Consider the following 14,423-nt stretch of genomic DNA (forward strand, 5'->3'; position numbering starts at 1 on the left):
CATGACGGCCACCACCCACACCCGGCACGACCCCGCGGCGGCCACCCTGCTGCGCTTCGCGACCGCGGGCTCCGTCGACGACGGCAAGTCCACCCTGGTGGGCCGGCTCCTGCACGACTCCAAGTCGGTCCTCGTCGACCAGCTGGAGGCCGTCGAGGCGGCCTCCCGGCGCCGCGGCCAGGACGTCCCGGACCTGGCGCTGCTCACGGACGGCCTGCGGGCCGAACGCGAGCAGGGCATCACCATCGACGTCGCCTACCGCTACTTCGCCACCCCCCGGCGCCGGTTCATCCTCGCCGACACCCCCGGCCACGTGCAGTACACCCGCAACATGGTCACCGGCGCGTCCACCGCGGACCTCACCGTCGTCCTGGTCGACGCGCGCAACGGCGTCGTCGAGCAGACCCGCCGGCACGCCGCCGTCTCCGCGCTGCTGCGCGTCCCCCGGCTCGTGCTCGCCGTGAACAAGATGGACCTCGTCGGCTACGACGAGGCGGTCTTCGCGGCCGTCGCGGACGAGTTCACCGGCTACGCGCGCCGTCTCGGCACCGCCGACGTCGTGGCGATCCCGCTCTCCGCGCTGGAGGGCGACAACGTCGTCGCCCCGTCCGCGCACACGGACTGGTACAGCGGTCCCACCCTGATGGAGCACCTGGAGGGCGTCGAGGTCGCCGCCGGCTCGCCGGACGCGCCCGCCCGCTTCCCCGTCCAGTACGTCATCCGCCCGCAGAGCGGCGCGCACCGCGACTACCGCGGCTACGCGGGACGGCTGGCGTCCGGCGTGCTGCGGCCCGGCGACACCGTGACCGTCCTGCCCTCCGGGCAGCGGGCCACCGTCGCCGGCATCGACGTCCTCGGCACCCCGGCGTCCGCCGCGCGGGCCACCCAGTCGGTCACCGTCCGGCTGGCCGAGGACGTCGACGTCTCCCGCGGCGACCTGATCGCCGCCGGCGCCGCGCCCCGGCTCACCCGGGACGTCACCGCGACCGTCTGCCACCTCCACGAACGCCCCCTGCGCACCGGAGACAAGGTCCTGCTCAAGCACACCACGCGGACCGTGCGGGCGGTGGTCCGGGAGATCACGTACCGCACCGACGTCGACACGCTGGAACGGCGCGACGCCGCCGGCGCCCTGGACGTCAACGACCTGGGCCGCGTCGTCCTGCGCACCGCCGAGCCCCTCGCCCTCGACGACTACGCGGACAACCGCCGTACGGGCGCCTTCCTCCTGATCGACCCGGCCGACGGCACCACCCGCTCGGCCGGCCTGGTCGGGGAGACGTCCGCCTGGGGGGCGCCGTGACCGACGTCGACCTCTTCCGGCTGTTCGCCTCCCTGATGCTGCTGCTCCTCGCGGCGCACCTCATGGGCAGGCTCTTCGCGCGCCTGCGGCAGCCGCCGGTCATCGGGGAGATCACCGGCGGCCTGCTGCTCGGCCCGTCGCTCTTCGGCCTCCTCGCCCCCGGCGCGCAGGGGTGGCTCTTCCCGCCGACCGGGCCGGCCGCGACCGGGCTCGCCCTCGTGTACCAACTCGGCGTGCTGCTGCTCATGTTCCTCGCGGGGCTGCAGATGCGTGCGGTGTTCTCCCGTCACGACGGGCGGGCCGTGGTGCTGATCGCCGTCGTCGGCATGGTCATCCCGTTCGGCTGCGGTCTGCTGCTGGTACGGGTCGTCGACCTCTCCTCGGTCGTCGGGGAGGCGGGCGACCACACCGCGCTCACGCTGGTGATCGCGTGCGCCGTCGCGATCACCAGCATCCCGGTGATCTCCCGGATCATGATGGACCTCGGCATCGCCGGCACCTCCTTCGCCCGGGTGGTGCTCTCGGTCGCCGTCCTGGAGGACATCGTCCTCAACGTGGTGATCGCGGTCGCCCTCGGCATGGTCGGCGGCGGCCCGCACGACGCCTTCGGCGCCCCGGCGCTGCTCGGGGTGGGCACGGGCGACGGGGCCATCGCCTACCACGCCCTCGTCTCGGTCGTCTTCTTCGGCCTGACGGCCGGGGTGGGGACGCTCCTGCGCCGCCGTACCGCGGCCCGCCCGGACGTGCCGGCGGCCGGACCGGGGCCGACCGCGGGCCGGCCGGAGGCGGGGGAGCGGCCGGGGGCGGGCGTCCAGGTCGCCGTGCAGGTCGCCGTGGTCCTCGGCGCCGGCGGCACCTGCGTCTTCCTCGGCATCACGCCGATGTACGGCGCCTTCCTCGTGGGCCTGATGACGAGCTGGAGCCGCGGCGCGGGCGAGCCCGACCCGATGGCCGCCGTCCGCGGCTTCGCGACCGGGTTCTTCATCCCCGTCTACTTCGCGATCGTCGGCCTCAAACTCGACCTGGTCCACGCCTTCGACCCCCTGCTCACCGTGGCGTTCACCGCCTTCGCCTGCGTGGTCAAGGCGGCCAGCGTCTACCTCGGTGCCCGCTGGGCCGGCCGGCCGCGGGCGGGCGCGCTCAACCTCGCGGTCGCCATGAACGCCCGCGGCGGCCCCGGCATCGTCCTGGCGACCCTCGCCTACGACGCGCGGATCATCAACGCGACCCTCTTCACCACCCTGGTCCTCACCGCCGTCATCACCTCCCTGATGGCCGGCGGATGGCTCGAGTCCGCGATCCGCCGCGGCCTGCTGCCCCGCGACGGGGACGAGGAGCGGCCGCCCGTGGCGGACCGTACCGACAAGATCCCGGCAGGTGCCCGATGAACCAGCACGCGACCGTCTGCACGTGTCTCCCCGGCGCCACCCTGTGGCTGGCGCCCCCGACGGCCGGTACCGCCCCGGCGGACGCGGCAACCGGTACCGCCCCGGCGGCCGGTCCCGTGGCGCCCGACGCCGCCGGTGCGGGCCATGCCGCCGGTGCCGCCGCGCTGGCCGAGCGGCTGCGCGGCGAGCACCGCCGCGTCGAGGTGCTGGAGGGGACGGCCGGGCTCGGTTCGCCCGGGGACACCGCGGCCGCCGCCGTCCTGCGGACCGGCCTGGTGGCCGAGATCCTCGCCCGCAACGGCATCGCCGTCCTCGTGACCGGTGTCGCGCCGGACGAGTGCGCGCTGGCGTCCGTACGCGAGCGCCACCGGGAGGGCGGGGTCCCGTTCCTCACCCTGCCGTCCGGTGGGTCGACCGACGAGCTGTACGCCGCCCTGGTCGCCAACGGCCTTGGTGTGCAGGCGAGTTGACGGCCGACCGACGTTCCCTTCTCCCGTCCAAGGGGTTATGATCATGTTCGACAGCATCGCCATCGACTGCTCGGGGATGTCGCCGGCGGACATCAGGGCCGCGACGGTCGCCTCCGTCGCCGAGCACCGGCTCGCCTACCTCCGCGGTTTCCCGCTCGACGTCGCGCGCTACACCGACCTACTGGAGCACCTGGGCGAGCTCTGCCCGAACTACGCGGCCGGCTCCGCCTCCGACGCGTACGCCCTCCACCCGGCCGTCAACACGGTCCGCTGCCGGGCCCCCGAACCGGGTGGCGAACAGCGCGTCCAGGAGAAGGCCGGATCACTGCCCCTGCACACCGGGCGCTCCTTCGCCCGGCGGCGGCCGCTCCACCTGGCCATGCTCATGGCCGACCCCGGCTGGCGCGACTTCGCACCGGGACACAACGGCGAGTCCCTGATCGTGCGCTGGGGCGACGTCCTGCGCGCCGTGCGGGAGCGCCACCCGGAGCACTGGGCGGAGGACCTGCGCCTCCTCACCGCCAACTCGGTCAGCTTCCCCGCCTCCCACCTCGACGAGGAGCCCTCCGCGCTGCCCTTCCTGTACGTGCCCGGGACGCCCCGGCTCACCCCGGTGCCGGACGACGTCGCCGTGCGCCTCCCCCAGGACGTCACCCGGCTGGGCCGGGCGGCCGAGCGGATGCCGGACGGGGAGCGCTGGTACGAGGCCGTCGTGCGGTTCAAGGCCACGGCCGACGACCCGGAGGTGCACCAGGCGTACGTCATGGAGGCCGGCGACGTCGTCGTCATCGACAACGACCGCTACGGGCACGGCCGCCAGGAGGTGGTCGCCACCCGCACCGCGCCGGACGGGGGCACGGCGGTCAATCCCCGCACCATCTGGAGCGTCAACATCCAGTGACCTCCGCCCGGCCATCCCTCCCTCCCACCTCCTGGAACAGGTCATGACCAGAATCATCGCGAGTTGCACGCGCGGAACCCACGGGCTCCCGGACGAGCTGACGGCCGTCGAGGGCGTCGGGCAGGCGGGCGACGTGGTCGTCGCCCGGGTCGTCTCGGTGGGCGCCTACAAGGCCGTCGAGAACACCAGCGGCCGGGACGTCCGCGTCCGCGTCGGAGACGAGGTCGTCGGCGTGCTCGGCGAGCGCCACTCCACCACCTCGATCTACGGGGGGCTGCCCGAGGGCGGCCTGCCCGTGAAGGCCGGCGACCCGGCCGACCTGATGGCGGTCGGCGGCATCATCGGCATCGCCGCGTCGTCCCCGTCCTCCCTCGGCACCGCCACCGCCCTGGAGCTGGTCGGCCTGGCCGCCGACCGGGACGGGCGGGTGCTGCGGCTGCGGCGCAAGGCGGCCGACACGGTTCCGGCCACGCCCGTCGTGTTCGTCGGCGGCACCGCGGCCGAGGTCGGCAAGACCACCTTCGCCTCCGCCCTCGTCCACCACCTGACCGCCCGCCACGGGCTGCGGGTCGGCGTCACCAAGCTGGCCGGCACCGGCCGGCTGCGCGACCTGCTGACCCTCGCCGACGCCGGTGCCCACTGCGCGGCCGACTTCGTCGACGCCGGCCTCGGCACCACGTACGGGCACGGAGCCGACGCCGTCGTCGGCGCCGCCCGCCACCTCGTGGGCCGGCTCGCCGACGAGGGCGCCGAGATCGTCGTCGCCGAGCTCGGCGGCGACCTGTGGGGCGCCGGCATCCCCGACATCCTGCGCGACCCGGGCCTCGTCGCCACCGCCCGCGCCCTGGTCCTGGTGCCGTCCGACACGATGGCCTCCCTCGGGGTGGAGACCTGGCTCGGGCGCAACGACATCACCATCCCCGCCGTCCACGGCGTGCCCCACCGCAACGTCATGGCCGCCCGGGAGCGCGCCGACCGCGGCATGGGCGTGCAGCTGGTCGACCCGCACGACCCGGACGACCTGGAGCGCATGGTGCGCGAGGTGCTGTTCGCGGGCCGGGAGCCGGGGGAGGGCACCCGGTGAGCCCGGCCGCACCGCACGTCGCGCTGCTCCTGGGCGCCGGCGGTATCTCGCCGGACGCCGCCCTGGAGGCGGCCATCACGGTCACCCGCCAGGTCACCGTCGTCTGGTACGAGGGCGGCCCGACGGCCGCCGCCGCCACCGCCCTCAAGGAGCGCTGGAGCCGGGAGTGCACTGGCGAATGGCTCGCCACCGGCGACCACCGCGAGATCCCCGGCATGCTCGCCGAACTCCACCGGCGGCGCCCGCTGCACGGCGTGGCGACCTTCGGCGAACCGCTCATCGTCGCGCAGGCCGAGGCGCAGGAGCTGCTGGGCCTGCCCGGCAACCCGCCCGGCGCCGTCCGCACCGCCCAGTCGAAGCTGGACCAGCGGCGCCGACTGCGCGGGGCCGGCGTCGAGACGATCCGCTTCCGGGTCGTCCGCGACCAGGGCGACGTGTCCGAGGCCGTCGCCGAGGTCGGCTTCCCGGCCATCCTGAAGCCCGTCCACGGCGCGGCCAGCTTCCTCGTCAGCAAGGTCCACGACGAGGCGGAGCTGCGCGCCCGGCTGGCCGAGGCGCTCACCGCGTACCGGCAGTCGCCGCTGCTGGACCCCGAGCCGCTGTTCGTCCTCGAACAGCTGCTCGTCGGCGACGAGTGGTACGAGGAGCCGGGCTTCGCGGACTACGTCAGCGTCGAGTCCCTGGTGGCGGACGGCCGCGTCACGCACGTCGGCATCACCGACAAACTCCCGCAGCACGGCTTCGTCGAGACGGGCCACGCCGCCCCCACCTCCCTGCCGGCCCACCGGCAGCGGCAGGTGCTCGACCACACCGGCCGGATCATCGGAGCCCTCGGGATCCGCTGGGGCGCGACCCACGTCGAGCTCAAGCTCACCCCCGACGGCCCCGCCTGCATCGAGCTCAACGCCCGCCTCGGCGGCCCCATGGGCCATCTGCTGCGGGCCGCGACCGGCGCCGACATCGCCGCGGACGTCGTCAGGCTCGCCCTGGGCCGCCCGCCCGAGGGTGACTACGGCCGGGTCCGCCACGCCCTGTACCGCTGCGTGCCGCCGCCCGCCGAACCGGTGCGGATGACCGCGCAGACACCGCGCGAGGAACTGCTCGCGGCCTTCCCGGAGCTGGTGTTCTGCAAGACCCGGTTCGCGCCGGGCGCCGAGCTCCACCCGGATCGGCCCTACAACGTCCTCACCTTCCTCGTCACCGGTGACGACATGCGCTCCTGCCTCGCCACCGCACGGCGGGTGGAGGACGCCTACCGGGCTGAGTTCGTCCCGCTCGCCGGCGGCCCGCCCGCGGCCCGCGCGGCCGCGACCCCCTGACGCACCGACCCCACCGACGGAAGGCCGACATGCACTCCACCGCCACGGGTGCGACCGCCCGCGCCCTGCTCGACAGCCTCGTGGACCACGGCTTCACGCTGGCCACCGGCGTCCCGTGCTCCCTGCTCACCGGGGCGTTCCGCCTCCTGGAGGACCCGGGCGACGACGCCCGGCTCGCCCGGCTGCGCTACGTCCCCGCACCCCGCGAGGACAGCGCCATCGGCATCGCCTCCGGAGCCGTCGTCGCCGGGGAGCGCGCCGTGGTCCTCATGCAGAACTCGGGGCTCGGCTACTCCCTCAACGTCATCACCTCGTTCAACCTCATCTACGACGTGCCCGTGCTGCTGATCGTCAGCTGGCGGGGCCACGACGGCAACGACGCCGTCGAGCACGACGTGATCGGGGCGGAGCTGCTGCGGCTGCTGGAGCTGTTCCGGCTCCCGTACACCGTCCTGGACCACGCCGACCCGGCCGCCTCCGTCGCCACCGTGATCGACCTGATGGACAAGGAGCAGCGCTGCGGCGTGCTCGTCGTCCGGGAAGGCATCTGATGTCCGCACCCGCCCCCACCCCTTCCGCCGCGCTGACGCTCTCCGACGTCGCCGCCGAGCTCCTCGACCGGCACCCCGACGCGGTGATCGTCTCCACCTGTGGTTTCACCACCCGCGAGCTGTTCAACGCGGCGGACCGGCCGGAGAACTTCTACCTCGTCGGCTCCATGGGCATCGCCGCGCCCGTCGCCCTCGGCATCGCGCTCGCCCGCCCCGCGCGGACGGTGATCGCCCTCGACGGCGACGGCTCCCTGCTGATGAACCTCGGCGTACTGCCCCTGGTCGCGGGCGCCGGCGTCCCCCTGCTCCACGTCGTCGTCGACAACGGCATGCACGAGAGCACCGGCGGCCAGGCCACCGTGGGACGCGCCGACTTCACCGCCCTCGCGCTCGCCGCCGGATACGCCCACGCCGTCCGAGTCGAGGACGCCGCCGGCCTCCGGGCGGCCGACCTGACCCCGCGGCCCGCCCTGCTGCACGCGCTGACCGGACCGCGCACCGGCGGCCCGGGGCGCCGGGTGACGCACACCCCGCAGCAGATCGTCGAGCGGCTCTCCGCCGCGCTCGACCCGGTCGCCGCCTGACCTCCCGGACCCACCCCACCTGTGAAGGAGTTGCCCGAATGTCGAAGACCCGTGCCCTGCGTGAAGCCCTGAACGGCCCCGCCATAGCCCGGATCATGGGGGCGCACGGCGCCCTGAGCGCCAAGCTCGGCGAGGAGGCCGGCTTCGAGGCGATCTGGGCCAGCGGACTGGAGATCTCGGCCGCCCGCGCCATCCCGGACGCCAACATCCTCTCCATGGCCGAGTGCCTGGAGGCGGCGGCCGAGATCGCCGGCGCCGTGGGGATCCCGGTCCTCGCCGACTGCGACTCCGGCTTCGGCGGCGTCGGCAACGTCGTGCACATGATCCGCTCGTACGAGGCGCGGGGCATGGCCGGCGTGTGCATCGAGGACAAGATGTTCCCGAAGATGAACAGCTTCGTGGAGGGCAACCAGGACCTCGCCCCCCTCGGCGACTTCGCCGCGAAGATCACCGCGGCCAAGGAGGCCCGCACCGACCCCGACTTCGTGGTCGTGGCGCGGATCGAGGCCCTGATCGCCGGGGCCGGCATGGAGGAGGCGCTGCGCCGCGCCGCCGTCTACGAGCGGGCCGGCGCGGACGCCCTGCTCATCCACTCCAAGCAGAGCGCCCCCGACGAGGTGTTCGCCTTCCGCGAGTCCTACCGCGGCGCCCTGCCCGTCATCGTCGTGCCCACGACGTACCCGCAGGTCACCGCGGACGAGCTGACCACCCGCGGCTTCGGCGGGGTCATCTACGCCAACCAGGGGCTGCGGGCGTCGATCAGCGCCATGCGCGACGTCCTCGCCCAGATCGGCGGCGCCGGCTCGACCTACGGCGTGGAGGGCTCCATCGCCGCGCTGAAGGACGTGTTCGCGCTCCAGCGGGTCGACGAGCTGCTGGCGCTCCAGCAGCGCCACGACCGGCTGACCGCCACCTACGCCGCGCCGCTCGACTGACCCGGCGCCGGCCCGGCCCGGGGCGCCCCCGCGCGCGAGCCGGTCCGCCGCCCGCCGGTCCGCCCGGGTTCCCGAGCCCCGGGCGGGCCGCCCCGACGCACGCCAGACAAAGGAAGAGTATGGAGCCCCGCCGTACCGCCCCCGCACCGGCCGTCGTAGAGGTGCGCAACCTCGTCGGCGACACCTGGCGCGACGCCCTGTCGGGCCGCCGCCAGGAGAACCGCAACCCCGCCCGGCTCGGCGAGATCGTCAGCCGCAGCGCCGACTCAGACGCCGCCGACGTGCGCGACGCCGTCGCGGCGGCGGCCGCCGCGCTGCCGGCCTGGCACGACCTGGGCCCCGTCCGGCGCGGGGAGATCGTGATGCGCGCGGCCTCCCTCGTCCGGGAGCGCCGCGAGGAGTTCGCCGTGGCGATCACCCGTGAGCAGGGCAAGCTGCTGCGCGAGGCGCGCGGCGAGGTCGACCGGACCGTCGCGCTGATGGAGTACACGGCCGGTGAGGGACGCCGGCTCGGCGGGGCGACCCTGCCCGCCGACGACCCGCGCACCCTGGCATTGACCCGGCGCCACCCCATCGGGGTGGTCGGCCTCGTCACCCCGTGGAACTTCCCGCTGGCGATCCCCGCCTGGAAGGCGGCCCCCGCCCTCGTCGCGGGCTGCACCGCCGTCCTCAAGCCGTCCCCGCTCACCCCGTACACCGCCGCGCTGCTGGTGGAGTGCCTGCTGGCGGCGGGGGCGACCGGCGGGGTGCTCAACCTCGTCCACGGCGGCCGCGCCGCGGGCGAGGCGCTGGTCGCCGAACCGGCCGTGTCAGGCGTCTCCTTCACCGGCTCCGTCGAGGTCGGCCGGGCCATCCACACCGCCGGCGCGCCCCGCTTCCTGCGGACGCAGCTGGAGATGGGCGGCAAGAACGCCGCCCTGGTGCTCGCCGACGCGGACCTCGACCTGGCCGCCGACGCGATCGTCGCGGGCGCCTTCGGCCAGGCCGGACAGCGCTGCTCGGCCACCAGCCGCGTCGTGGTCGACCGCGCCGTCCGCGACGGCCTCGTGGCGCGCCTCACCGCGCGGGCGGACGCCCTCACGGCCGGGGACGGCCTCGACCCGGACGCCGGGCTCGGCCCCGTCGTCTCCGAGGAGCGCCTGCGGGCCTGCGTGGACGGGGTCCGCCGGGCCGTGGCGGACGGGGCGTCCGTCGTCCGCGGCGGCGAGCGCCTCGGCGGCGCCCTCGCCGACGGCTGCTTCATGGCCCCGACCGTCCTGGTGGACGTCGAAGCGGACAGTTTCGTCGCCCAGGAGGAGATCTTCGGTCCGGTCCTCTCCGTCATCGACTGCGACGGCTTCGAGGACGGGCTGCGCGTCGTGAACTCCGTGCGCTACGGCATGGCCGCGGCCGTCTTCACCGGTGACCAGAGCCTCGCCCTGCGGGCGCTCGACCGCATCGACGCGGGCATGCTGCACGTCAACCGGCCCGGCGTCGGCGCGTACCCGCACATGCCGCACGTCGGGGCGAAGGAGTCCCAGTACGGCCCGGCCGAATGCTCCCCGCAGGTCTGGGACTTCTACACGGAGTGGCGCACGGCCTGCGTGAGCTACTGACCCCGGCCCGCCGTCACGGCCCGCGGTCGTGGGCCCACGCCGCGTCCGCGCGCTCGATCCTCGGACCCCCTCTCGGAACCCCGCCCCCAGCCCTTACCATGCACGCTGGCGATATGATCAAGGCACTGGGGGGAAGGTGCGTGAGCGGTGAGGCGGGTCACTGAGGCGGTCGACCACTCCGACGACGATCCTGATCAGAGGCCACTGGCGTCCCTTCTGGGGCTCCACGGGCGCAGTCTTGACGTGTACCGGCTAATCGTGTCCCAGCCGGGGTGGGGCGTGGCCGAGATCGCCGGCGACCTGGGCATGACCGGGCCGGAGGTGCGCGCCTGCCTCGACGAGCTGGCCGAACTGTCCATGCTGTACTCGGGCGGGACGGCGGCCGCTCCGGTCGCGCTCCCGCCCGGCATCGCCCTCGCCGCCCTGCTGCACCGGCGGGAACTGGAGATCCAGGCGCAGCAGACCCAACTGGCCGCCGCCCGCGCGCTCGCCGCCGAGCTGGCCGTGGCGTACTCCTCCAACTGCGGGCACCGGGGCAACATCGGGCTGGAGCGGCTCGACGACGTCGTCGCCGTCCGCTCCCGGCTCGCCGAACTCGCCACCCTCGCCAAGCACGAGCTGCTCTCCTTCATGCCCGGCGGCGGCCAGAGCGAGGACGCCCTCAACGCCAGCCGTCCGCTGGACGAGCACAGTCTCGCCGCGGGCGTGCGCATCCGCACCCTGTACCTCGACAGCGTCCGCAACGACCGCGCCACCATGGAGTACGCCCGCTGGCTCTCCGGACTCGGCGGCGAGATACGGACGATCCCCTCCCTCCCCGTCCGCCTGCTCATCGTGGACGGCACGCAGGCGCTGCTGCCCGTCGACCCCGAGAACAGCCGCGCGGGCGCGGTGGTCGTCCACGCCCCGGGCGTACTGGCGGCGCTGGTCAGCCTCTTCGAGTCGTACTGGGAGCGTGCCCGGCCGCTCGGCGCGGTCGAGTCCGCCGAGGCCGGCGAGCCGACCGCCCAGGAGCTGGAGCTGCTCAGGCTGCTGGAGACCGGCAGCACGGACGAGGTGGCCGCCCGCCGCCTCGGCGTCTCGCTGCGCACGGTGCGCCGGATGATGGCCGAGATCATGAGCAAACTGGGTGCGCGCAGCCGCTTCGAGGCAGGTCTGCTCGCCGCCCGCTGCGGCTGGCTGTAGGCGCCCTCCCGGGGAAGGCCGCCTGCTGTCATGGCAGTTAGAGGCCAGTCGCCCTGCTGCCCTCTTCTCGGTCGCGATGCGATCATGTTGCGCATGTACGCGATCCACATCCGGTTGGATTCCCCAGGGCAGCACGGGGTCGCCTTGGACATCGGCGCTGTCGCCCAGGAGCTTCAGCGGATCCCAGGTTGCACTGTGGAACATTTCTACGCGCATAGACCCCCGGCGGTCGCGGAGACGGGCCCCTCCGGGGCGGGCGGCGTCCTGTACGTCCTGGGCGGGTCGCTGGAGGTGGCGGGGAACGGCGCCCTCGCCGCCGTCCGCAGGGTGCTCGACGGTGTGCCGGCCTCCGCGGCGCTGGAGACCCCCGCGCACCGGTGGGTGACCGGCCTGTGCGACGCCACGGTGCGGGTGGGGTTCGACCGCCACCGCGGCGCCGCGCCGGCCGGTGCCGGGGAACGTCAGGAGAGCTTGCCGTCGTAGTCCGGCAGCTTGAAGGTGCGCTCGGCGTGGCCGCCCGTCAGGTCGCTGGGACGGTTGCCGATGTTCGCGATGACCGTGTAGCCCTTGGCCTCGATCTCGGCGCGCTTTTCGGTCTTGTACGCGGCGACCTCCTCGAACAGGTCGGGCAGGTCCCGGACGTACAGCCCGGTCACGGGGTAGCCGACGGCCTTCAGGTTGTGCGCCGTGAGGTCGTGGATGATGCCGGGGCGGGCGGTGACGAAGAAGACGGCCACGCCGCGCGAGTGGGCGTAGCGCGCGAGGTCGAGGACGGGGCGGACGGCCGGGGTCGGGTACTCCCAGAAGTAGTGGAAGTCCGTCTCCAGGGACGTGTTGTCGATGTCCAGGACGATCGCGAGCTTCTGTCCCGACCCGCCGGCGGTGCGCTGCTCCAGGTAGGGGCGCGCGGAGGTGAGCGCCGTGGCCACGTCGCGCTGCCAGGCGGTGTAGTCGACGCCCCGCAGCTGGGCGAGTCCGCCGTGCGTCGCGACGGCCGCGGCCCGCCGCTCGGCCGGCTCCGCCGCGGCGGCCGCGGTCGCCTGGGCGGGCAGGGCGAGGGTCAGGGCGGCCGAGGCGGCCAGGGCGGCGCTCCACCGACGTGCTCTTCCGGGTGCGTGCATGGGATCCACTCCTCTTCGGATCGGGTGGGCGGCTCCGCCACCCCGTGAATCGGCATGTTCGCGTCACATGGTGGACGGAATGCAGCCTTCCGGCTACCGATCGGTAGCCACCAGACGAGAGACGGGACAATCGGCCCCATGGACGCGCATCGACTCGCCGTACTCACCACCCGCGCACGACAACTGGCCTCCACCGGGCCCCGCCGCATCCTCGGTCTGGCCGGCGCGCCCGGCGCGGGGAAGTCCACCCTCGCCGCCCGCCTCGTCGACGGGCTCGACGGGCTCGCCGCGCTCGTGCCGATGGACGGCTTCCACCTCGCGCAGGCCGAACTGGAACGACTCGGCCGTGCCGCCCGCAAGGGCGCCCCCGACACCTTCGACGCCGCCGGGTACGCGGCCCTGCTCGCCCGGCTGCGCGCTCCCGAGCCCGGCGTCACCGTGTACGCGCCGGCCTTCGACCGCGACCTGGAGGAACCCGTCGCGGGCAGCGTCCCGGTCCCGCCCGACCTCCCGCTCGTCGTCACGGAGGGCAACTACCTGCTGCACGACGACCCCGCGTGGGCGCCGGTACGGGCGCTGCTGGACGAGGTGTGGTTCGTGGAGACCGACGACCGCCTCCGCGTCCGCCGCCTCGTCGAACGACACGTGGCCCACGGCAAGGACCGCGCCCGCGCGGAGCGCTGGGTCCGGGAGTCGGACGAGGCGAACGCGCGCCTGGTCGCCGCGGGCCGCGACCGAGCGGACCTCGTCGTCCACCTGGCGTGATGTGACGTCGCCTCACCTGACGTGGTGTGGACGGGCGCGCCCTTCCCCGGCCGCCGGCCCGCGCTGACCGGACCCGACGCGACCTGACCGGCTCGACCGGGCCGGCCTCTCTCCCCGGCCCGGCCCTCCCGGCCCGGCCCTCCCGGACCGGGGGCCGGACCGGGGGCCTGACCCGTCGGCCGGCTGTCGGCCGGCCGAGCCCCTGTTCCGGGCCCCGGGCCGAGAACCGTCGGTCCGGTGGGCCGGGCCGCGGGGCCGGTGAGGCCGTCGGGGCTCCGTGGCCGGCCGGGACCGTCCAGACTGAGGGCATGGACCCCGACCTGCTGCGCACGTTCGTGACGGTGACCCGGCTCGGCTCCTTCTCGGCGGCCGCCCACGAGCTCGGCCGCGACCGGTCCGCGGTCGCCCGGGACCTCGCCGACCTCGAACGCGACCTGGGCCTGCCCCTGCTGACCCGCCGGCCCGTCGTCCCCACCGTGGCGGGCGCCCGGCTCCTGGAGCACGCCGTGCCGCTGCTGCTCCGCCTCGGCGCGGCGCGCGCGGACCTCGCCCGGCTCGCCGCCGCGCCGGATGCCGAACTGGCCGTCGCCGCCTCGCCGCTCGCCGTCGGCCCCCGGCTGCTCGCCGCGCTCCCCACCGCCACCGCCCGCGTCACCCTGACGGTCCTGCCCCGCGAGGCGGTACGCGCCGCCCTCGCCGCGGGGGCCGCCGTCCTCGGCCTCGTCGACCGGCTCGACGTTCCGGGTGACCCGGCCGACGACGGGCCCGAGGCCGCCGAGCCCACCGCCACCCGCGTCGCCACGGCCCCCCTCGCCCTGCACCTGCCCGCCGGGGACCCGCTCGCCCACCGGTCGGGTGTGCGCCTCGGTGACCTCGCGGCCGCCCGCTGGATCGACGCCCCGGCCGCGGGGATCCCGCTCGACCGGCTCCGCGCCGCCCACGGCACGTACGGGTTCCGGCCCGCGCTGCGCTACGACGGCACCGACGTCCGCACCCTCACCGCGCTCGCCGCGGCCGGCCGTGGACTGGCGCTCCTGCCGGAGACCGTCCCGGCCGCCCCCGGCGCCACCGCCGTACCCCTCGTCGAACCGCGGCTCGTCCACCGCGTGGAGCTCCTGCGCGCCGCCGCCCCGGCGGGCCCCGCGGCCGAACTGGCCGACCGCCTCACCCGCGCCCGCTGACCGACCGGCCCCGGCGGCCACCGATCACCGACGATCCGCCG

General features: G+C 75.1%; 15 protein-coding genes. 14 read left to right on the plus strand and 1 reads right to left on the minus strand.

All coding sequences use genetic code 11. The features are described from left to right. The first annotated feature begins 1 nt into the window (after position 1). The 12 genes from NRO40_RS23705 (at position 2) to NRO40_RS23760 (ending at position 11,798) form a co-directional block, all read left to right on the plus strand. Positions 2 to 1,303, plus strand: a complete 1,302-nt coding sequence (locus NRO40_RS23705) for a sulfate adenylyltransferase subunit 1 (protein ID WP_058942542.1) — start codon at positions 2 to 4, stop codon at positions 1,301 to 1,303. Continuing rightward, the gene (locus NRO40_RS23710; RefSeq protein WP_058942541.1) at positions 1,300 to 2,691 is read left to right on the plus strand and encodes a cation:proton antiporter; all 1,392 of its coding nucleotides are present in this window, start codon (positions 1,300 to 1,302) and stop codon (positions 2,689 to 2,691) included. Before NRO40_RS23705 ends, NRO40_RS23710 begins: the two co-directional genes overlap by 4 nt. Continuing rightward, complete coding sequence (locus NRO40_RS23715) at positions 2,688 to 3,161, plus strand: adenylyl-sulfate kinase (protein WP_058942540.1); 474 nt, start codon at positions 2,688 to 2,690, stop codon at positions 3,159 to 3,161. Before NRO40_RS23710 ends, NRO40_RS23715 begins: the two co-directional genes overlap by 4 nt. Positions 3,162 to 3,204: 43 nt before the next feature. Then, positions 3,205 to 4,062 (plus strand): TauD/TfdA family dioxygenase, encoded by an 858-nt coding sequence (locus NRO40_RS23720; protein WP_157901874.1) that lies wholly within the window; start codon positions 3,205 to 3,207, stop codon positions 4,060 to 4,062. Positions 4,063 to 4,105: 43 nt separating this feature from the next. Further along, positions 4,106 to 5,146 (plus strand): P-loop NTPase family protein, encoded by a 1,041-nt coding sequence (locus NRO40_RS23725; RefSeq protein ID WP_058942538.1) that lies wholly within the window; start codon positions 4,106 to 4,108, stop codon positions 5,144 to 5,146. Then, on the plus strand, positions 5,143 to 6,465 hold the full coding sequence (locus tag NRO40_RS23730) for an ATP-grasp domain-containing protein (RefSeq protein ID WP_058942537.1): 1,323 nt from the start codon (positions 5,143 to 5,145) through the stop codon (positions 6,463 to 6,465). Before NRO40_RS23725 ends, NRO40_RS23730 begins: the two co-directional genes overlap by 4 nt. Before the next feature lie 29 nt (positions 6,466 to 6,494). Beyond that, positions 6,495 to 7,016 (plus strand): thiamine pyrophosphate-binding protein, encoded by a 522-nt coding sequence (locus tag NRO40_RS23735; protein ID WP_058942536.1) that lies wholly within the window; start codon positions 6,495 to 6,497, stop codon positions 7,014 to 7,016. Beyond that, positions 7,016 to 7,600 (plus strand): thiamine pyrophosphate-dependent enzyme, encoded by a 585-nt coding sequence (locus NRO40_RS23740; RefSeq protein WP_058942535.1) that lies wholly within the window; start codon positions 7,016 to 7,018, stop codon positions 7,598 to 7,600. The genes NRO40_RS23735 and NRO40_RS23740 overlap by 1 nt, the downstream gene beginning before the upstream one ends. A 38-nt stretch (positions 7,601 to 7,638) precedes the next feature. Further along, positions 7,639 to 8,535: an isocitrate lyase/phosphoenolpyruvate mutase family protein gene (locus NRO40_RS23745; RefSeq protein ID WP_058942534.1), complete on the plus strand. Its 897-nt coding sequence runs from the start codon at positions 7,639 to 7,641 to the stop codon at positions 8,533 to 8,535. A gap of 119 nt (positions 8,536 to 8,654) precedes the next feature. Beyond that, the gene (locus tag NRO40_RS23750) at positions 8,655 to 10,130 is read left to right on the plus strand and encodes an aldehyde dehydrogenase family protein (RefSeq protein ID WP_079047101.1); all 1,476 of its coding nucleotides are present in this window, start codon (positions 8,655 to 8,657) and stop codon (positions 10,128 to 10,130) included. Between the two features lie 258 nt (positions 10,131 to 10,388). Continuing rightward, positions 10,389 to 11,315 (plus strand): LuxR C-terminal-related transcriptional regulator, encoded by a 927-nt coding sequence (locus NRO40_RS23755; protein ID WP_232791093.1) that lies wholly within the window; start codon positions 10,389 to 10,391, stop codon positions 11,313 to 11,315. Positions 11,316 to 11,510: 195 nt separating this feature from the next. Next, positions 11,511 to 11,798, plus strand: coding sequence for a hypothetical protein (locus NRO40_RS23760; RefSeq protein WP_157901873.1), 288 nt, complete (start codon positions 11,511 to 11,513; stop codon positions 11,796 to 11,798). On the opposite strand, the gene NRO40_RS23765 is transcribed toward NRO40_RS23760, so the two are convergent. Continuing rightward, a complete protein-coding gene (locus NRO40_RS23765) occupies positions 11,777 to 12,436 on the minus strand; it encodes an HAD family acid phosphatase (RefSeq protein ID WP_058942532.1) in 660 nt (219 codons plus the stop codon). The two genes, NRO40_RS23760 and NRO40_RS23765, sit on opposite strands and share 22 nt — an antisense overlap. Before the next feature lie 138 nt (positions 12,437 to 12,574). Here NRO40_RS23765 and NRO40_RS23770 point away from each other — a divergent pair, with 138 nt between their 5' ends. Both NRO40_RS23770 and NRO40_RS23775 read left to right on the plus strand, forming a co-directional pair. Continuing rightward, positions 12,575 to 13,201, plus strand: a complete 627-nt coding sequence (locus tag NRO40_RS23770; protein ID WP_058942531.1) for a nucleoside/nucleotide kinase family protein — start codon at positions 12,575 to 12,577, stop codon at positions 13,199 to 13,201. Between the two features lie 308 nt (positions 13,202 to 13,509). After that, the gene (locus tag NRO40_RS23775) at positions 13,510 to 14,382 is read left to right on the plus strand and encodes a LysR family transcriptional regulator (RefSeq protein ID WP_058942530.1); all 873 of its coding nucleotides are present in this window, start codon (positions 13,510 to 13,512) and stop codon (positions 14,380 to 14,382) included. Positions 14,383 to 14,423 lie beyond the last annotated feature (41 nt).

The sequence above is a fragment of the Streptomyces changanensis genome, assembly GCF_024600715.1.
Classification (GTDB): Bacteria; Actinomycetota; Actinomycetes; order Streptomycetales; family Streptomycetaceae; genus Streptomyces; species Streptomyces changanensis.